Origin of the sequence: Sphaerochaeta associata (assembly GCF_022869165.1) — a bacterium.
Lineage (GTDB): Bacteria > Spirochaetota > Spirochaetia > Sphaerochaetales > Sphaerochaetaceae > Sphaerochaeta > Sphaerochaeta associata.
In genome coordinates this window covers 1,930,251-1,948,883 of record NZ_CP094929.1, presented here as the reverse complement: position 1 = coordinate 1,948,883, position 18,633 = coordinate 1,930,251, and the positions used below count along the sequence as shown (strand labels likewise).

Annotated in this window: 18 protein-coding genes and 1 pseudogene; 15 read left to right on the top strand and 4 right to left on the bottom strand. The window is 52.2% G+C overall.

Annotation, left to right across the window (positions count from 1 at the left end):
• Window positions 1-19 precede the first annotated feature (19 nt).
• From MUG09_RS09025 to MUG09_RS09005, 5 genes are all read left to right on the top strand, one after another.
• Window positions 20-790 (top strand): SDR family NAD(P)-dependent oxidoreductase, encoded by a 771-nt coding sequence (locus tag MUG09_RS09025; RefSeq protein WP_244771091.1) that lies wholly within the window; start codon window positions 20-22, stop codon window positions 788-790.
• A 70-nt stretch (window positions 791-860) separates the two neighbouring features.
• Window positions 861-1,553 carry a response regulator transcription factor gene (locus tag MUG09_RS09020; protein ID WP_244771090.1) on the top strand — a complete coding sequence of 231 codons (693 nt, stop codon included), beginning with the start codon at window positions 861-863 and terminating at the stop codon, window positions 1,551-1,553.
• Window position 1,554: 1 nt separating this feature from the next.
• Window positions 1,555-2,889 carry a sensor histidine kinase gene (locus MUG09_RS09015; protein ID WP_244771089.1) on the top strand — a complete coding sequence of 445 codons (1,335 nt, stop codon included), beginning with the start codon at window positions 1,555-1,557 and terminating at the stop codon, window positions 2,887-2,889.
• Between the two features lie 84 nt (window positions 2,890-2,973).
• Window positions 2,974-3,315, top strand: a complete 342-nt coding sequence (locus MUG09_RS09010; RefSeq protein WP_244771088.1) for a hypothetical protein — start codon at window positions 2,974-2,976, stop codon at window positions 3,313-3,315.
• A gap of 117 nt (window positions 3,316-3,432) precedes the next feature.
• On the top strand, window positions 3,433-3,912 hold the full coding sequence (locus MUG09_RS09005; protein WP_244771087.1) for a flavodoxin domain-containing protein: 480 nt from the start codon (window positions 3,433-3,435) through the stop codon (window positions 3,910-3,912).
• Window positions 3,913-3,914: 2 nt separating this feature from the next.
• On the opposite strand, the gene MUG09_RS09000 is transcribed toward MUG09_RS09005, so the two are convergent.
• On the bottom strand, window positions 3,915-5,231 hold the full coding sequence (locus tag MUG09_RS09000; protein WP_244771086.1) for an L-threonylcarbamoyladenylate synthase: 1,317 nt from the start codon (window positions 5,229-5,231) through the stop codon (window positions 3,915-3,917).
• A gap of 75 nt (window positions 5,232-5,306) precedes the next feature.
• Between MUG09_RS09000 and MUG09_RS08995 the strand changes: the two genes are divergently transcribed.
• On the top strand, window positions 5,307-5,795 hold the full coding sequence (locus MUG09_RS08995) for a GNAT family N-acetyltransferase (protein ID WP_244771085.1): 489 nt from the start codon (window positions 5,307-5,309) through the stop codon (window positions 5,793-5,795).
• On the opposite strand, the pseudogene MUG09_RS08990 reads toward MUG09_RS08995, so the two are convergent.
• Window positions 5,782-5,952: pseudogene (locus tag MUG09_RS08990) on the bottom strand (2-oxo acid dehydrogenase subunit E2); the annotation flags it as partial. The gene MUG09_RS08995 and the pseudogene MUG09_RS08990 sit on opposite strands and share 14 nt — an antisense overlap.
• 263 nt (window positions 5,953-6,215) lie before the next feature.
• Between MUG09_RS08990 and MUG09_RS08985 the strand changes: the two are divergent.
• A complete protein-coding gene (locus tag MUG09_RS08985) occupies window positions 6,216-6,506 on the top strand; it encodes a BrnA antitoxin family protein (RefSeq protein WP_244771083.1) in 291 nt (96 codons plus the stop codon).
• Between the two features lie 6 nt (window positions 6,507-6,512).
• On the opposite strand, the gene MUG09_RS08980 is transcribed toward MUG09_RS08985, so the two are convergent.
• Window positions 6,513-6,929: a secondary thiamine-phosphate synthase enzyme YjbQ gene (locus MUG09_RS08980; protein ID WP_244771082.1), complete on the bottom strand. Its 417-nt coding sequence runs from the start codon at window positions 6,927-6,929 to the stop codon at window positions 6,513-6,515.
• Between the two features lie 300 nt (window positions 6,930-7,229).
• Between MUG09_RS08980 and MUG09_RS08975 the strand changes: the two genes are divergently transcribed.
• From MUG09_RS08975 to MUG09_RS08965, 3 genes are read left to right on the top strand one after another with little or no spacing between them, the layout of a single operon-like run.
• Window positions 7,230-7,724, top strand: coding sequence for an NADH-quinone oxidoreductase subunit NuoE family protein (locus MUG09_RS08975; RefSeq protein WP_244771081.1), 495 nt, complete (start codon window positions 7,230-7,232; stop codon window positions 7,722-7,724).
• Window positions 7,721-10,873 carry an FAD-dependent oxidoreductase gene (locus MUG09_RS08970; RefSeq protein WP_244771080.1) on the top strand — a complete coding sequence of 1,051 codons (3,153 nt, stop codon included), beginning with the start codon at window positions 7,721-7,723 and terminating at the stop codon, window positions 10,871-10,873. Before MUG09_RS08975 ends, MUG09_RS08970 begins: the two co-directional genes overlap by 4 nt.
• Window positions 10,866-12,650 (top strand): NADH-dependent [FeFe] hydrogenase, group A6, encoded by a 1,785-nt coding sequence (locus tag MUG09_RS08965; RefSeq protein WP_244771079.1) that lies wholly within the window; start codon window positions 10,866-10,868, stop codon window positions 12,648-12,650. The genes MUG09_RS08970 and MUG09_RS08965 overlap by 8 nt, the downstream gene beginning before the upstream one ends.
• A 7-nt stretch (window positions 12,651-12,657) precedes the next feature.
• Here the strand turns inward: MUG09_RS08965 and MUG09_RS08960 are convergent, their stop codons facing one another.
• A complete protein-coding gene (locus tag MUG09_RS08960; protein ID WP_244771078.1) occupies window positions 12,658-13,356 on the bottom strand; it encodes a CPBP family intramembrane glutamic endopeptidase in 699 nt (232 codons plus the stop codon).
• A 168-nt stretch (window positions 13,357-13,524) separates the two neighbouring features.
• Here MUG09_RS08960 and MUG09_RS08955 point away from each other — a divergent pair, with 168 nt between their 5' ends.
• The 5 genes from MUG09_RS08955 (at window position 13,525) to MUG09_RS08935 (ending at window position 18,632) form a co-directional block, all read left to right on the top strand.
• Window positions 13,525-14,535, top strand: a complete 1,011-nt coding sequence (locus MUG09_RS08955; protein WP_244771077.1) for a LacI family DNA-binding transcriptional regulator — start codon at window positions 13,525-13,527, stop codon at window positions 14,533-14,535.
• A 138-nt stretch (window positions 14,536-14,673) separates the two neighbouring features.
• On the top strand, window positions 14,674-16,002 hold the full coding sequence (locus MUG09_RS08950) for a family 4 glycosyl hydrolase (protein WP_244771076.1): 1,329 nt from the start codon (window positions 14,674-14,676) through the stop codon (window positions 16,000-16,002).
• Complete coding sequence (locus MUG09_RS08945) at window positions 15,999-16,919, top strand: carbohydrate kinase family protein (protein ID WP_244771075.1); 921 nt, start codon at window positions 15,999-16,001, stop codon at window positions 16,917-16,919. The genes MUG09_RS08950 and MUG09_RS08945 overlap by 4 nt, the downstream gene beginning before the upstream one ends.
• Window positions 16,912-17,808: a carbohydrate ABC transporter permease gene (locus MUG09_RS08940; protein WP_244771074.1), complete on the top strand. Its 897-nt coding sequence runs from the start codon at window positions 16,912-16,914 to the stop codon at window positions 17,806-17,808. The genes MUG09_RS08945 and MUG09_RS08940 overlap by 8 nt, the downstream gene beginning before the upstream one ends.
• The gene (locus MUG09_RS08935) at window positions 17,808-18,632 is read left to right on the top strand and encodes a carbohydrate ABC transporter permease (RefSeq protein ID WP_244771073.1); all 825 of its coding nucleotides are present in this window, start codon (window positions 17,808-17,810) and stop codon (window positions 18,630-18,632) included. The genes MUG09_RS08940 and MUG09_RS08935 overlap by 1 nt, the downstream gene beginning before the upstream one ends.
• The last annotated feature ends 1 nt before the right edge of the window (window position 18,633 follow it).

Below are 18,633 nucleotides of genomic sequence, written 5' to 3'. Positions count from 1 at the left end.
TAGAAGTATGGAGGCTCGTATGGATACACAGAAATTCGGCTCCCACCTTGAGGGGAAACTGGTAGTTGTCACAGGAGCAAGCAAGGGCATCGGCAGGGGCTTGGCCCAGATAATCGCCGCCGAAGGCGCTGTCGTCGCCCTTGCCGCCCGTGACACGCAAGCCCTGGCCGAGGTGAAAGAGACAATTGAGAGCAACGGGGGAATGGCGTACACCTTTGCCTTGGATCTCAGGCGGGTTGAATCGATTCGAGCGTGCTTTGAGCGCATTGAAGCACAGCTGGGATCGATCGATGTTCTTGTGAACAATGCCGGAATGGGCAATCCCATTGCAGCCGAGGACATAACAGAAGAGGATTGGGATTGGATGATGGATCTCAATCTCAAGGGAACCTTCTTTTGCTGCCAGGAAGCCGGGAAGCGGATGCTCAAGCAGGGAAAAGGCAGGATCGTCAACATCTCCAGCCAGGCCTCGGTCGTGGCCATCCCGCATGAAGCAGTCTATTGCGCTTCCAAAGGCGGACTGAACATGCTGACCAAGACATTGGCGGTGGAGTGGTCGGGCAGGGGAGTTACGGTCAACGCCGTAGGCCCGACGTTTGTCTATACACCAGGAACGGCCGAGCGCTTGGATGATCCGGCTTTTCTCAATTCGGTTCTTTCCAAGATTCCCCGCGGCAGGGTCGCCACCATTGAAGACGTTGCTTCGGCCGTTCTCTATCTTGCAAGCGACCATGCAGACATGGTTACCGGCAGCCTGCTGCTCGTAGACGGTGGCTGGACTGCCCTATGATCGGTGGAGAATAGGTAAAGATTCGCTTGTCTCTCTTGAGTTGGCATACAGACAGCTGTACCATCGAAGCATGATTTATGTAGTTGAGGACAACAGTTCCATCAGGCAAATCATCAAAGTCTACCTTGAATTGGCCGACTTCCAAGTTGTCGAATTCGAGGGGGTGAAAGGTGTCGTGGAAAGTCTTGCATTCAAACATCCCCGGCTTTGCATTCTCGATGTCATGCTCGGCGACGGCAACGGATTTGAGCTTGCCAAGCAGATACACCAGCACGACCCGTCCATTCCCTTTCTTTTTCTCACCGCCAGGGAGTCTGAGAGCGATAGAATCACCGGTCTGGAACTCGGTGGCGAGGACTACGTGATAAAGCCATTCTCTGCAAAGGAGCTGGTGCTGCGAGTCCAAGCCATTCTCAGAAGAGTCGAGCAGCCTCATGGAGAAAAACAGTCATCTTCAATGTGGGAAAAGGATGGCCATACCTTGGTTCTCGATGAGCAAAAGCATGAGGTGCTGGTTGACCGGCTGCCGGTCTCCTTGACCGCCCTCGAGTGGAAACTGCTCTCCTATCTTGCACTCAATGCACCGGTTCTCATCAAACGAGAGCGGCTGCTCGGCCAGTGCCTTGGCTACACGCACGATGGAAGTGACAGAACGATCAACACCCATATGAAGAACCTTCGCGCAAAGCTGGGCTCCGTCGAGTGGATTCAGACGGTACGCGGCTTCGGGTATGCATTCAGTGGAACCAAGAAGGAGCGCTAGGATGCGAAAGCCTTTCTCCCTTGCGGCGTTGAATCTGGCTCTGGTCATCTTGAGCCTCTTGATTTTCGCCTTGGTCCTATCGTTTTTCCTCTCCTTTGGACTCGATGCAGCCCAAGCCTCCTGGCATGCAAAGGAGGAGGCATCGTTGAATGCCTACATCGTCGCCCAACTGCTTGATGCACAACAGCCTGTTACCGCGGACACCGCCTCGACGCTCTTCGGTTCCTTGCCGTATGCACCCACCTATCTCTATGTTACCGACAGCCTCGGTCAGCTGCTCTACTCTTACCGCAAGGCTGAACGAGGAGCGGGCAGGGGCAGGGGACTCCAATTCGGCTTGGTCGAGAATCTGACTTGGCTGGAAGTGAAATCCGGTTCGGGCGAACTTCTCTATCGTTACGCAGTCAATCTGCCGACTTTCTCTGAAATGGAAGGCAACGCTTCCTTGCTGGCAGCGGCCAAGCGCATACTCATCCGGGCGTTGTTGATTGCACTGATAGTTTCGACGCTGCTGGCTTTCTTGTTTCTCAAACCGTTGAAAAAGCAGAGTCGGAATCTTGCCCAGGCTTTGGACCGGATGGCAGGCGGCGAGCGAACTGTAGCTGTAGAGAGCAAGCACGTCGTGGAGTTTGACATAATTGCAAATGCAGCCAGGACGTTGCAGGAAACCTTGAAGGGTGAAGAAAAACTGCGTAGACAGTGGGCCGAGGATATTGCCCACGACCTCAGAACCCCGGTTTCTGTACTCAAGGGCCAGCTGGAGGCGGTAGGGGACAATGTCCTGCCCTTCAATGAGGAGAGGTTGGTTCTTCTTCAGCAGGAGACGGTGCGCCTTGAGTCCTTGATAGACAGCCTGGCCTTGCTTACCAAGCTGGAATCGCCTGATCTGGTGGTACATACGAGCATGATCCATTTGAAGCCTTTTTTGCACACGTTCGTACAGCGGTTTGAGGCAGAGGCAGCCAAGCGTGATATGCATATACAACTTCCTTCGGACGACGCCCTGCTCGATGCGGACCAGCAATTGTTCACCCGTGCCATGGAGAATTTGATGAGCAATGCCATCAAGTACGGTCTTGAGCATAGTATCGTACAGGTACGTTTCACCAGTAATGCAGAGAAAAGTGCTGAAAGCTTGACCATAGAGAATGAAGGAACCATAGAAGAATCCTATCTACCTCGTCTTTTCGATCGTCTCAGCAGAGGCGAGGCCGGCCGTAGCAGTCAGGGTTCGGGTCTGGGACTCTCGATTGTGAAAGCCATCGTCCAGGCACATCGGTGGACGATCGAAGTAGAAAGCAATACAACAACCACATTCACTCTTCGCTTTACCTAATCTTTACCCATCGTTGAAACAGACTGAATATTGGGATGCGACCATAGAGTCAAGAACAACAAACAAATTGACTGGAGGTCAACAATGAACAAGAAACGAATTCTTATGGTATCAATCCTTCTTGTGGTAGTCGCAGCAATCGCATTTGCAGCTCCGATGCAAAGAGGTGGCAGGGGTACAGCCGTACAGACCCGCCCCGCACAGATGGCATTTCAGGCTCGTCCCGCCCAGATGGCACAACAGGCGGTACAGCAGAGACAGATGCTTCAGGATTGCATCCTCGAAGATGGTGAGATTCCTGAAGAGCTCAAGGCGCTTGTAGAAGAGCGCAGAGCAGAAGCTGCTGCAAGGCAGACTGCAAACCGTACCGATCAGCTTGGTGGTCAGATGCGCCAGGGTGGAAGAAGCAAGGGCGGCAGGTGGTAGTCACTACCGTATTGCACGATGGGGGAGAACGGGCAGCCGTTCTCCTCATTTTTATTTGCATGCCCGACCTTTTGTTGGCTGAATCTGCGTGCTATGATGCTGCTTGTGGAGGAAGTGATGGCTAAAACACTCATTATCTACGCAACAAAGTATGGAACGACAGAAACCTGTGCTACATTGTTGCAGAAGCACCTGCAGGATGGCGCAGTACTTCAAAATCTTGCACAGCAGTCAAAAGCAGACCTGGATGCCTATGATACGGTTGTCCTTGGTGGTGCGGTGTATGCTGGAAGGGCCAACGGGAGGCTCAGAAGGTTCTGTTCAGCCAATGAACAGGCTCTGCTTTCCAAGAGACTTGGTTTGTTTCTGTGCATGATGGAAGAGGGCGATGGGGCGGTCAAGCAACTTGAGCAGAACTACAGCCAGGCACTGCGTGAAAAGGCCTTGGTGATGGATTACTTCGGCGGAGAGTTTCTCTTTTCCAAAATGGGTTGGCTGGCCAGGAAAATCATCAAGATGATGAGCAAGGGCGACGAGGATGTGCATAACATCAGAGAGGATGCCATCAAAGCCTTTGCAGAGGTGTTGAACCGCTGATCTCAATGTTTTGCCGAAGCTTTGCGGAGGCGGTTGTTGATTGCAACCCCGATTCCTTCTTCAGGGAGAAGGCTTCCTACCATGCAGCGTAGGTTCATGGAATCGAGGTGGCGAATCGCCCAGTACAGACGGCTTGCCGCCTCTTCCGCATCCTCTTTCTCACTTACATACACCACCGGTCCCTTGAACGGGACACGCTGTTTTTCAAACAGCAGTACTCCGACATCGCTTTGGTCTTTATAGAGGGTGACATCGTCAACCAAGTAGAGCGGGGTGGCGGGGGCATAGTGGCTTTCCAATAAGCCCGGGCTCTCCAGATTCGTATCGGTAGGTCCGACCTGTTTGGATACCTTCACCTCGCCAAGCAGAGGCTCGAGCTCCTTCAGCCCAATTTTTCCCGGTCGAAGAATGGTGGGGACTTCGGTGCACAGCGACAGCACGGTAGACTCAATCCCAACCGTACAGGCACCTCCATCCAGTATTGCATCGATACGCTCTCCCAGTTGCTCCTTTACATGTAAAGCGGTAGTGGGACTGGTGTAGCCGAAGCGGTTTGCACTGGGAGCTGCGATGGCTTTTCCGCTGGCCTTGATCAGGTTCAGTGCCAATGGATTGGAAGGCATGCGGATGGCGACCGTTTGGCTGTTGGCCGTTACGATTGCAGGCACCGAGGGGTGCTTTTTTAAAATCAGGGTCAAGGGACCGGGCCAGAAGCGATCCATGAGCAGCTTTGCTCTTGGATCGAGATCGACCACCAAGCCTTCAAGTTGATCCAAGCCGGCGATATGTACGATCAAGGGATCGAAGAAGGGGCGCTGCTTCGCTGCAAAAATACTTTGCACCGCTTCCTCATTCAAGGCATCGGCGCCAAGGCCGTAGACGGTCTCGGTGGGGAAGGCGACCAACTTGCCTTGTGCAAGCAACGCAGCATATGCATCGATAAGCTTGGGCAGCTGCTCGCCGGGCTTTGGGAACGCTTGGATGTAAGCGATGGCATCGGACAGTGTATGAAAGAACAGGGTGATGACCGAGGACGTGGCAAGTTCAAGGGGACAATAGAAGGAGAGATTAATCCCTTCATCAAGTAAAAATGTCCCTGTTTTGTCTGCAACGCTTTCAAAAAGGGCTTGTTCGGTCGCCTGCAGGCAGGAAGAGAGAAACGGGTGAGCTTTGCACAAGAGCCGGGCCTCGTCCCGGGCGTCGTTTGGGTAGGCGAGAGCAACATTGCACTGCTGTGCCAGCTTCGTCAACGATGCAAGGGCATTGCTTTGCTGTGCCAGCAGTTTGGGTGTTACAAAGATGGTATTCTGATTATGCATTCTCACTTTCCTCGCCTTGCAAGAGTACCGCAAAGACCGAAGGCAAGGCAAGCCGGTTTGTGGTACACTCCTGGTATGACAATCAGAGCGTATACCGAGCTGGATATCCCGGCGATGACCGAAATATGGAATGAAGTGGTCGAGGAGGGCAACGCTTTTCCTCAGAATGAGAAGCTCAGCAACCTGAACTCGTCTGTATTCTTTGCCGGCCAAAGCTATACAGCGGTTGCCTTGGAAGAAGGCAAGCTTGCGGGATTGTATATTCTGCACCCGAACAACGTCGGCAGAGTCGGCCATATTGCCAATGCATCGTATGCGGTGAAGAAAAGCATGCAGGGCAAAGGCATCGGAAAGGCCTTGGTTGAGGACTCGCTGAAGCAGCTTTCCAGCCTCGGCTTCAGAATCCTTCAATTCAACGCCGTCGTCGCCTCCAATACCCGGGCTCTGGCCCTGTATGAAAGACTTGGTTTTGAGCGATTGGGGACGATCAGGGGAGGGTTTGCAATGGATGACGGCAGTTTTGAGGATATCGTGAGCATGGTGTTTTACGCTACCGGCTCATGATTCTCCCGGGAGACTTTTCCACATAGTCTCTGAACGTGTTGAGAAATCGTGCTGCGGGGGCACCGTCGACCAGATCGTGGTTGAAATTCACAGAAATATGCATGATCTCCCTGATTTGTACAGTATTGTCCACGACAACCGGTTTTCTGAAGGTGCTGTCAAGTGCGAAAGATACGACGTTGGGACCTCAAAAAGAAACATGGCTTTGCGTTTGATAAAATACTTGATGTGTTTGAAGATCCTCGATTACTTGAATAGACTGATTGGGAGCACTCCTCACTTGAAGAAATGCGCTATCAGTGCATCAGACATCATGGCAATTACTTGCTTATATTGATAGTATATACTGATAGAAATGGTAATATCAGGATTATTTCAGCAAGGGAGGCCTCTCCAGGGAGAAAAAGGCTGAGTGTGTGTATGAAAACCAACGATGAAGAAGCGAGTGAGATCGATTTCTCCGATATTGCAGAAATGACCGATGAGCAACTGGCCCAACTGCAGCCTTCTCACTTGCGAAATCCAGCAAATTATCGCCCTGTAAAGAAGAAGATCAGCATCTATGTCGAAGCTGACGTGCTGGAACATTTCAAATCAAAAGGCAAGGGATATCAAACCACCCTTAATCGTGTGTTACGGCAGAGCATGCTTAGAGAGGCAGAACCGCACTATGGAACCCATAAGCCAGGCACTACAGACGACAAGCCTTGATGCATCTCACTCCCCGATGATCTTCACCAGCACATGCTTGGTCCGTTTTCCATCGAATTCATAATAGAAAATCTGCTCCCAGGTACCGAAATCAAGTGATCCTTTGGTTATGGCAACTACGCTTTCGCGTCCCATGATGGTGCGCTTGAGGTGTGCATCGGCATTGTCCTCGTATCCGTTGTGCCTGTATTGGCTGTACGGTTTTTCCGGAGCCAACTTCTCAAGCCAGACTTCATAGTCGTGGTGCAGACCGCTCTCATCGTCATTGATGAAGACACTTGCGGTGATGTTCATGGCGTTTATCAAGACCAATCCCTCTAGAACACCGCTTTCAGTCACGGCTTGTTGCACCAGGTTGGTTATGTTCACCAAACCCCTGCGTGAAGGCAGATTGAAAAACAGCTCTTTACGAAAACTCTTCATAGATAAAACTCCTCTGGTTGCACTATAGGATAGGGAAGCAGCGCTCTTAGGTCAAATAGTGCGCCCAAGAAGAACGTGGGTATCTATAATATGAAAGTAATCACATTAAAATTGTAGTAATACATTGGAGACCGATTAATTATCCATTGCAATCTAAATAGATACCTTGCTTTATACATTTTACAGGTTTAGTATAGAAACAACGATCTTCAGGAATATATTACAACATTCATTGGATGTTTAAAGGTATAGATGCAGGTTTTTCGTGCACTGTCCCTGTTTTTTTCCAAGGAGGTCCTCATGAGCGATCGACACACGGCGATCCAGTCAATTGTAGACTCTCACCGCACCGAGCGTGGAGCTCTATTGTCCATTCTGGAAGCAGTCCAGCGTACCAGCGATCACAACTATCTGAGCAAGGAAGAGTTGGTCCTGGTTGCAAAGGCGCTTCAAGTACCCCTCTCGACAGTCTATTCAGTTGCCACCTTCTATGCATTTTTCAATCTCAAACCACAAGGTGAGCATGTGATCACTGTATGCAGGGGGACAGCCTGTCACACCCGCGGATCAAAACCGTTGTTGCTTCAAGTCCTCAAGCAACTGGATCTGCAGCTGGATGAGGATGGGACGGCTACCACTGACGATGTACGGTTCTCCGTGCATACCGTGGCGTGCTTCGGTCAATGCGCCATGGCTCCGGTTATTGCAATAGATTCAGTCATCCATTCCCGTGTAACGGAACAGAAGCTTACACAAATGCTTCAGTTGCTGCTCGAAGGCAAGGAGGTCTCATGAACAGACTATTGGACAGACTCCAACACGAAGGGCAGCAGAGCATGTACCCAAGCCATCCAAGCATCGCAGTAGGGATGGGGACGTGCGGAATAGGAAGCGGAGCCGCCGAGGTATATGCGGCATTCAAGAAAGAGATGGAAAGTCGGAATCTGCATGTAAGCCTGCGCAGTGTAGGCTGCTTCGGCTGCTGCAGCGAAGAACCATTGGTCTCGCTCTACCTGCCCGCCAAACCCTTGGTATGGCTGTCAAAGGTGGAGGTTGCCGATGTTCCTCTCATTCTCGACAGTCTGGCCGAAGGTGAATACTTCAAGCCCAAGGCCTTGTGTAAAATTACCGAGTGGGATCATCATCTGGCGTTTCACCCCTACGGGGAGGGGTTTGAAGAGCTCATGCATTGGCATGAAGTTCCTTTCTTTCACGCTCAGAAGAAACTGGTGCTGCGTGATGCAGGCCTCATCGATCCTGCAAACATTGCAGAGTATGTGGCCGTCGGCGGGTATCGCTCGCTGGAGAAAGTTATTGGGGGGATGAGTCGAAGCGAAGTGCTTGCTGAAGTGAAAGACTCAAAGCTTCGCGGACGAGGAGGTGCTGGCTTTTCCACCGGCATGAAGTGGGAGTTGATGGCCAAGGAACCCGGAGATTCCAAGTTCCTCCTCTGCAACGCGGATGAAGGCGATCCCGGTGCCTACATGAACCGCAATGAGATGGAAAGCGATCCCCACATGCTCATCGAAGGCATGGCCATCGCCGGTTATGCCACCGGTGCACAGGAGGGAATCGTCTACGTACGCGCAGAATATCCACTTGCAGTCGACCGGCTGCGCGTCGCCATCGACCAAGCCTACCAGATGGGTTTGCTCGGTGACGATATTCTAGGACGCCGCTTCAGCTTCAATCTCTCTGTGGTGGAGGGGGCGGGAGCGTTTGTCTGCGGTGAGGAAACAGCTTTGATCGCCTCCCTTGAAGGAAAAGCCGGAAGGGCGAGGGTAAAACCTCCCTTCCCATCCCAAAAGGGATTTCTAGGTCGTCCCACCACCATCAACAATTTGGAAACCTGGTGCAATATTCCCCTTATCATAGGCAAGGGAAGCGCATGGTTTGCCAGGATCGGCAATCCTGCGAGTCCGGGGACCAAGGTGTTCTCACTGGTAGGGAAGGTGAAGAATACCGGCCTGGTCGAGCTGCCACTTGGCGAAAAGCTTACCACCCTCATCTATGAAGCAGGAGGCGGGTCGGTCAACGTAAACAAGAAAATCAAGGCCGTGCAAAGTGGAGGCCCCTCGGGTGGATGCATTCCTGCACGATTGTTTGGCAGCAGCATCGACTACGAGAGCCTTGGTGCTCTGGGAGCCATCATGGGATCGGGGGGAATGGTCGTCATGGACAGCGACAACTGCATGGTCGACTCCGCCCGGTACTTTTTGGAGTTCACCACCAAGGAGTCCTGCGGCACCTGTACGCCCTGCAGGGAAGGTCTGAGCCAGGCTCTGGCTCTGGTCTCAGGCATCTGTGAAGGAGAGGGTAAGGAGGAGGACCTTCAGACACTCAAGGAGCTGGGCCTGCATATCAGCGACACCGCTCTGTGCGGCTTGGGCCAGTCTGCAATGAACCCGGTGTTGACCACCCTCAACTATTTTTCCGAGGAGTATGAGAGTCACATCAAACGGCACAAGTGTGAGGCTGGAACCTGCGAAACCTTGGTGGGGGAGCTTTGCTCCAACTCCTGTCCGCTTACCATGCGAATCCCTTCGTACATCGCCCTCCTGAAGGAAGACCGTCTTGTTGAAGCCTTTACCTCCACGTTGGAGGACAACCCTCTGCCGGGCACCTTGGGCCGCATCTGTCACTTTCACTGCCAGATGCGCTGCAGGCGCGACGACCTGGACGGTCCGGTGCATCAGGGAGAGTTGCATCGCTACCTTGCCGATACCCTGTACAAGATGGGGCAGGAGCAGGATGTATATCAGGGGCTTTTGGGAAGGATGCCTGCACAAACCAACAAGCGTATTGCCATCATAGGGGCGGGCCCTGCAGGATTGTCGGCAGCCTTCTACCTCAGGAGGCTGGGGCACGAGGTGACCATCTATGACGAACACCAAAAGGCCGGAGGAGTCCTTCGCTACGGCATTCCCAACTACCGGCTTCCCAAGGAAGTGTTGGAGAAGGAACTTGAGCTTTACACAACGCTTGGCGTTCGCTTTGCCTTGGGTAAGGCACTTGGCCGTGATGTTCAGTTGCCATCTCTTCAGGCTGACAGCGATGCGGTGATTCTCGCCTTGGGTTCGTATCACCATGCAAATCTTGACCTGGCTGGAAGTGAAGGCCCGGGCTACCTGCAGGGAACCGAGGTGCTCAGGCTTCTCAGTGAAGGGCAGCAAGCCGATGTGGGCAGGCAGGTCGTGATTCTCGGCGGCGGCAACGTTGCCATCGATGTCGCCCGCTCCCTGTGGAGAACGGGCTGTAATGTGACCGTAGCCTATCGCCGCGGCAGGGATGAGATGCCCGCCAACCGAAGCGAGATCGAGGAAGCGTTCGCTGAGGGCATCACCTTTGTGTTCGATGTAGCCCCCTCGCAGGTGTTGCGCGGTGCAGATGGACGGATACGAGGTCTTGAAGTGCATCAGCTGCAGCTGGGCAGCTACGACCTCAGTGGAAGAAGGCAGAGGACGGAGAGTGAGAAGAAGAGCGTCCTTGACTGCGACACCGTCATCGTAGCCATAGGAGAACGCGTTGACACGCCGCTGCTGACTCGTTTGGGACTTTCCGTCTCCAAGCATGGGTACCTCGAGGCGACGCACTACGGGTATAGAACGAATTTGGAAAATGTCTGGGCGATCGGGGATGTGATCACCGGTCCTTCCACGGCAGCCCAGGCAATGGGGCAGGGCAAGGAGGTTGCACGCATCATAGACAGGACGCTGATGGGCATCGACCGTTTTGATACGCTTTTCACCACCTTTTCCTACGACAATACGGTGGGAAAAACACTCTATGAGGGGAAGGCCATCAATGCAGTAAAGCTGGCACCCAAAGATCGTCACCTCTCTTTTGCCGAGGTGAATCGTGGGTACACCGGCCGTCAAGCCCGCATGGAAGCCGCACGCTGTCTGCGTTGCGATATCAAAATCCAGGAGGTGAGCAATGGATGAGCAGATGATCAGCTGTACCATCGATGGAAAACCCGTCACCGTTGAACGAGGTACCCGTATTCTCGATGCCTGCCTGGCTGCCGGCATCAAGGTTCCTACGCTCTGTTACCTTAAGGATGTAAGTTCCCATGGTTCCTGCGGTGTGTGCGTGGTGGAGGTTGAGGGAGCAAAGCGCTTGGTGCGATCGTGCATGCACTCTGTAATGCCGGGCATGGTGATCAAGACGCAAACCGAGCGGGTCCTCCATGCCAGGAAACTCAATCTGGAATTGGTATTGGCCAACCATCCGCTTCTCTGCACCACCTGTGAACGCAATCTCAACTGCGAACTGCAGGCACTCAGCCAGCAGCTTGGTGTAAGAACAAGCAGGTTTCCCAGGACAAAAAAGAAATTCGAGGAAGTTGATGCCACCTCTGCATCACTTATCCGCGACCCGAATGCCTGCATACTCTGCAATCGCTGTGTAGAGGTGTGTGCCTCAATGCAGTCGGTCTCGGCGATTCAGCTGACAGGACGCGGACTGAAGACGAAGGTAGCCACCTTCTACGACCAAGGATTGGGAAACTCGGTATGCACCAACTGCGGGCAGTGTTCACTTGTATGCCCGACTGCGGCCATTACCGAGAAAAGCCAGGTCCAGCAGGTCTTTGATGCGCTTCACGATCCATCGCTGACCGTACTGGTCCAAACGGCTCCTGCCATCAGGGTGGGGTTGGGTGAAGCAATGGGGCTCGGAGAGGGAAGCTTGGTCACCGGCAAAATGGTTGGTGCGCTCAGATCCCTGGGCTTCGACAAAGTGTTCGACACGCAGTTCACCGCCGACCTTACCATCATGGAGGAAGCGTATGAGTTGATCCATCGACTCACCCATCAGGGACAGCTTCCCATGATTACCAGTTGTTCGCCGGGGTGGATCAAGTTCATCGAGACCTTCTATCCCGAGCAGGTCGGGCATCTCTCCTCCTGTAAATCACCCCAGCAGATGTTCGGCGCCATCGCCAAGACATTCTATGCCGAGCAGGCGCAACTTGATCCCCGTTCTATCCGGGTTGTTTCAATCATGCCCTGTACGGCAAAAAAGTTCGAGGCTGGTCGCAGCGAAATGGACAGCTCGTTCTCGTATTGGAAGGAGCGAATGAATCTTTCAGAGGAGGACCGCTTCTGTGATGTCGATTGGGCTCTCACCACCCGTGAGCTTGCCAAAATGCTCAAGATGGTGGGCATCGATTTCGCCTCGCTTGGAGAAGGGGAGTTTGACGATCCCTTGGGGGCCTCCACCGGAGGCGCCGTAATTTTTGCATCATCAGGCGGGGTGATGGAAGCTGCGCTGAGAACCGCAGTTGAGAAGCTGACCGGAAGTGTCCTGCAAGAGGTTGAGTTCGCCTCACTTCGCGAGCGAAAGGGAATTCGAGAGGCCGCCCTGCAGATCGGCGAAAGTACGGTCAAGGTGGCGGTAGCCAATACCTTGGCCAACGCCCGGGTCCTGCTTGATCAGATCAAGGCAGGGACAAGCCCCTATACCTTCATCGAAGTGATGACCTGTCCCGACGGCTGCCTTGGGGGTGGAGGACAACCCATTCCAACAAATGACGACATCCGGGCAAAGCGTGCTCAGTCGATCTACGAGGAGGATAGAAGCAAACCAATACGGAAGTCCCACGAGAACCCTGCGATCAAGGACCTGTACGCACGGTTCTTGGACCAGCCGTTGTCGCAGATGAGTCACCACCTGCTGCATACAACGTATACCAAGCGCTTGGAATATCCGTTTGACTGAGTGTCTGTTACTGCTTGTTCAGCTGCCTGAGCAGATACAGCAGGTAGGCCGCACAAATTCCAATGATCAAAAGCAGCAGGACCCCTTCACTGCTGCTTTCTTCTACAGTGATGGTTCCGCCGATATTGAACAGTATGTGAAAGAGGATGCCAGGGATGAGATTCCTGGTCAGAACCACTAATAGAGCAAGGACGAGGCCGATGGCTACGGCCCCTGCAATCTGGACGGCAAGCTCGCTTGCATCGTAGCCGCGCAGGATATTGACAATATGTCCGATACCGAAGGTGATGCCGCTGATGATTACCGCGCGTTTCCTGCCTTTGCCCTTCTCAATGGCCTCAAGCAAATAGCCGCGGAACAACAACTCCTCCACAAAGCCAACGTTGGTCATCAGCAGCACTGCAATCAGGATATCCGAAAAAGAGAGGGATGAATCGATTCCTCCAAGGAAGCCAAGGCCAACCAAGGCTGCAAGGGGCAGATAGTACAAGGTCCTTTTTGCATTGCTTTTGGAAAAGCTGTCAAAACCTACAGGTATTCTGGTTTTCGAGTAGAAAAAGAGCACCATCGAAAAAACGGTCAACAGAAGACTGGTAGCGAGATTAGGAATGCCTCCAAGTGAATCTCCGATATTGACTATGGCGATGTACAGGGCGATCCAGAAAACTGCATGGGTTACGGGTTTGCTTTCAAACTTGCGAAACATAGATGCTCCCAATATATAGCGTAAGATATATAACCGATGTAATATATCATATTGAAACAGATATCGATGGTCAATACAGAAAATGAATCATCATGAAAATAGCTCCTGCACAGATTTGCCAGAGGTTGGATCATCCACTATTACTTGCATTTTCCCTTGAATCGGTTCATGCTCGAGTTGAGAAAGGAAGTATCGATGGGAATCAAGGAGATAGCCAAGGAAGCCGGTGTTTCAGTTGCAACGGTGTCTCGTGTGTTGAATGGGACAAAGTTTGTAAGTGAGGATCTGAAGCAGCAGGTACTGGCTTGCATAGAAAAAGAAGGGTACGTAGCGAACCATGTTGCCAGAAGCATGGTGCTCAAGAAAACCTTCACCATCGGCCTTATCATTCCTGAAGTCTCGGAGCTCTATCATCAGATGGTCTTCTCACAAGCTGAACACGTGCTGGAAGAGGCGGGCTACAAGGTATTGGTTTGCCGGGTCAAGGACACGGTATCCAGCGTCCGCGTTTATTTGGACCTCCTGCTTGAGAACCGGGTGGACGGCATGCTGTTGATGCATGAGACAAGCAACCCCAAGGTGTACGACCAACTGAAAAAAAGTCAGATTCCGATTGTTCTTGCCGGCATCGACATCCCCGACCTCCCGTTTCCCCAGGTTCGGATTGATGACTTCCAAGCATCCTATGATGGAACGAACTATTTGCTCTCCCTTGGCAAAAAGCACATCGCCTTGATCGGCGGCTGGGGTTACTCGGTTGGTGACAAGCGCCTGCAAGGCTACAAGACCGCCTTGGAGGAAGCGGGACTGTCTTTCGATCCAGCATTGGTGGTACCCGGCAATTACACCGTCGAGTCTGGTAGTGAGGCCATGGAGCGGCTGTTGGCAAGCAAAAAAACGTTTGACTCGGTGTTCGTCCTCAGCGATGAGATGGCCATCGGTGTAATGAGAACTGCATTGGATGCCGGTCTTCGTATACCACAAGACTTGTCCGTCTTGGGCTTTGACGGTATTGCCTTATCAAGGTTTCTCAATCCAACACTTGCTACAGTCAGCCAGCCTATTATACAGATAGGGGTGCAATCGGCCACTCATCTGCTTACGCTCTTACAGGGAGAGAAGGTTGCGCCGGTTACCTTGCTTGCCCATAGAATCCAGACAGGAGACAGCGTCGGGTAGGGTACAGCAGTATCTGTTTGACATAAAAGACAATGAGAAAGCCAGATGCAGTGATAGCAGGAAAAAAATGAAAAACTTTTCTTGACGGGAAAACGTTTACCTCATACAATATGAGTACGCATGTCGAAGGAAAGAACTATGAAACTGACCATTCTGGGAGCTGCAAGTCCTCGATTTCCCTTACTGTTGCACTCCTTGCTGAACCGAACGGAACTTGTGTTTGATACAATCCACTTGTACGATATCGACACACAAAAGCTTGCTTTGCTTGACCGCACGCTTTTAACCCGCATACTCGCATCTCACCGGAATACCATCCGCATCGTGCTGTGCAAAACGCTTGAGGAAGCGTTGGAAGGAGCCGATTATGTGTTCTCGTCCATCAGGGTGGGAGGGCAGGAACAGAGAATCGCTGATGAGCTGACCGCAATGAGGTGTTCGCAGATAGGGCAGGAGACGGTCGGAGTCGGTGGATTCTTTCTTGCATTGCGAACCATTCCGGTGGTGCTGCAGCAGGTACGTCTGCTCGAGAAGGTTGCACCCAAGGCAACATTGATCAATTTCACCAACCCTTCGGGCCTGGTAACCCAGGCGGTTCACTCGCTTACAGGGTTCCGGAAGATCATCGGCATTTGCGATGCGCCCCAAATGGTTGCAACTTATGCTTCAGAGATCTACGGCTGTGATGCAGAGGATGTATTGCTTCACTATTACGGAATCAACCACCTTGGCTGGGTGTACGGGATGCAGCTCAAAGGTAAGGAGATGCTTGGAGACCTGATCGATACCAAGTTGCCACTATTCTTCGAGAAGGAGCCCTTCTATCAAGATTTGGAATCTCATATCAGAAAAACACGAACGATTCCCAATGAATACCTGTACTACTATGAGCACACGAAAACGATCGTGGAAAACCAGAAAAAGTCTCCGCTGAGCCGTGCCCAGACCATCAAGATTCTGGATGAGGAGCTGTATAAGGCTCTCGGTGCAGGAACAGTGGATGCACTTGATGCTTTCAATCACTATATGGATGCAAGAAACGGGTCCTATATGGCTTTGGAGTCGGGTCGAGACCGCTCCCTTCCTGTCTTTTCGCTATTGGAACAACACAATGCCAACGGCTATGATGCTATTGCATTGGATGTACTCTCTTCGGTCATGGGCATCAGCAAGAAGCCATTGATCCTCAATATACCGAACAACGGCTTTGATCCGGCTTTGGCCGATGACGATGTCATTGAAGTCTCAACACTTCCCCGGGACGGATGGTTTGCTCCCATCGGAACCGCTTCAGCTTTGCATCCGTCCTCTCGGGCACTGCTGATGCAGATGAAGAGCTATGAGCGCAAGGTCATCGAGGCCGTCGCTTCGCAATCAGAGAGGAATGCCATCGAGGCACTGGGAATGCACCCCTTTGTCGGCGCCGATGCAGCCTCTCTCTACGATTGTATGAGGACAGGACGATGAAAGACCAAACCGTCCTCACCGTCGGACCCATCTACTGCGATCTCCTGCTCGAAGGGTTTACCGGCTTGCCCCAGCCGGGAGAGGAGATGTTTCTTGACTCCTACACGCTGTCGGCGGGAGGGAATGCCATTGTGGCAATCGCCCTTGCCAAACTCGGCCTGAACAGTGCATTGGCAGCCTCTGTGGGTGACGATGCCTTGGGAAGCCAGCTGGTGCAACTTCTCAGGATGGAGCATGTAGACACAGCAAGTGTGGTCACCATGGAGGGGGAGAAGACCAATCTCAGCCTGATCATGCATGGAAAGACCGACCGCTCGTTCCTTACCTGGGTGCAAAGCCGTTGTTTACTTGAGAAATCACTTGCTAGTCAGCTCCAAGCGATGACCGAGCAGTCGTTCAGGCATGTGCATATCTGCTTCGAGTATCTTGGCCTTGCTTGTGTGCAACGATTTATTGCCGTTCAAAGAGGGAAGGGTGCCTCCTTTTCCACTGGTCTGGGGTATCAGGATAGTCTACAGTGGAGTGAAGAGAGCAAGCACCAGGCCCGGCTTGTCGATTGGGTGTTTATGAACCTTGGCGAGGCCAAGAGCATTACCGGCGAAAAGGACTTGTACCCAATCATGCAGGCATTGCAGGCTTTTGTACCCATTCCAGTCATCACTCTTGGCGCTGATGGCTGTTGTGCGCTTACCAAAGAGGGTGATTTGCTGCATAGTCCGGCATTTGAGGTGACGGTGGTGAACACCACAGGCAGCGGAGATTCCTTCGCTGCGGGCTTCATATATGCCTTGGTGCACAATGCAAGTTTACAGCGTTGTATGCAGTACGGCTCCTATCTTGGATCTCTTACCGCTTCAGCAAAGGAGTCTGTGTCCCCTTTGATAACGGGTGATTGTATGGAGGCTTTCTGTGAGTAGAACACCTCATTACCTGTATAAACAGGAACGAAAGGCCGCCCTGTTCTTCCTCCTGCCGCTGCTGGTGGGGTTGGGTGTCTTCTACTTTTTTGCATTCTTTCAAAATGTCTATTTCAGCTTCACCGACCTCGGTTCTTTCGGAAAGCCCCGGTTCATAGGTCTGGAGAACTACCGGCGTCTGTTCGCAGATCCCAAGTTCCATCGCTCGCTCTCCAACACCTTGATGTATGTAGTGTTGTGCGTTCCTGCCATTGTAATACTCTCTACCCTCAATGCATTTCTTCTCTCCAAGCTGCAACGCATGAGCACCATGTTCAGGACCTTGCTCTTCCTTCCCGCCATCACCATGCCGGCGGCGATCGGCATTTTGTGGCGTTGGTTGTTCAACTATAAATTCGGCTTGATCAACGTCCTGCTTAATGCACTCAAGCTTGAGAGTGTGGCATGGCTTAGTGAACCTGATGTCGTCTTATATTCTGTCAGCATCGTTCTCATCTGGTCCATGCTGGCAACGCAGATGGTCATTCTGCTTGCCGGGATGCAGAATATACCGACCATGTACTATGAGGCTGCTCTCATCGATGGAGCAGGCACGATGCAGTCTTTTTTCCGCATCACCTTGCCTTTGCTCTCCCCGACACTATTTTTTGTCATCACCATCAGCATCATCAATGTCTTTCAAATCTTTGACTTCATCTTTTTAATGATCCGCTCGACCTCCTTGGCGATCCAGTACTCCTCATCCTTGGTCTACTACTTCTACGACCGCAGCTTCGTAGCCTTTGAGAAAGGGTATGGGGTGGCTGTGAGCTTGGTGCTTTTTGTAATCATCCTGATTGTGACGATTTTCCAGTTTGTCATGCAAAAAAGGTGGGTGCACTACTCATGATGAAACAACAAAAATCCTTCTATATACCCGTACTTCTCCTACTCAGTTTCGCTGCCCTGCTGACAGTTTTCCCCTTCATCTGGATGCTGCTCACTTCTTTGAAGACCTACGAGGAAGCAATCAGGATTCCTCCTCAGCTGGTTCCTGAAGTCTGGCAATGGAAGAATTACCAAATCATCGCCGCCAAGTTTCCCTTTGCTCGATTGTATCTCAACACGTTCATTGTGGTGGCGCTGGTGGTTGGGGGAAATCTGGCAGTCTGTGCAATGGCTGCATATGCGTTTGCAAGGCTTCATTTTGCAGGCAGGGATGTCCTGTTTATGCTGGTACTCGGCCTGTTGATGATTCCCGGACAGATCTTCCTGGTTCCCCACTATCAGATCATCACTTCCTGGAGGCTTTCCAATACCTTGTTCGCTCTCGCCTTGCCCGGGATATTCCGCGTCTTCGGTGTGTTCTTCCTCAGACAGGCCTTTCTCACCATTCCCAAGGAGATGGATGAGGCGGCTCTGGTGGACGGGTGTTCGTACCAGATCATCTTTGCCAGGATTTTGGTACCGCTTGTACGTTCGGCCATGGTGAGTCTGGGAATTCTCATAGCACTGTGGACCTGGACCGACCTGATGTGGCCTCTGATCATCAATCGATCCTTGGACAAGTTGACGCTCTCTGCAGGTCTTGCCTTCCTCATCGGGGAGCACACCACTTATTACGAACAGGTGATGGCCGGGGGAGTGATCTCTTCGTTGCCCATCATTGTGATATTCATTTTCTTCCAACGATACATCATTGAAGGAATCGCCTCGACCGGCGTGAAAGGGTAGG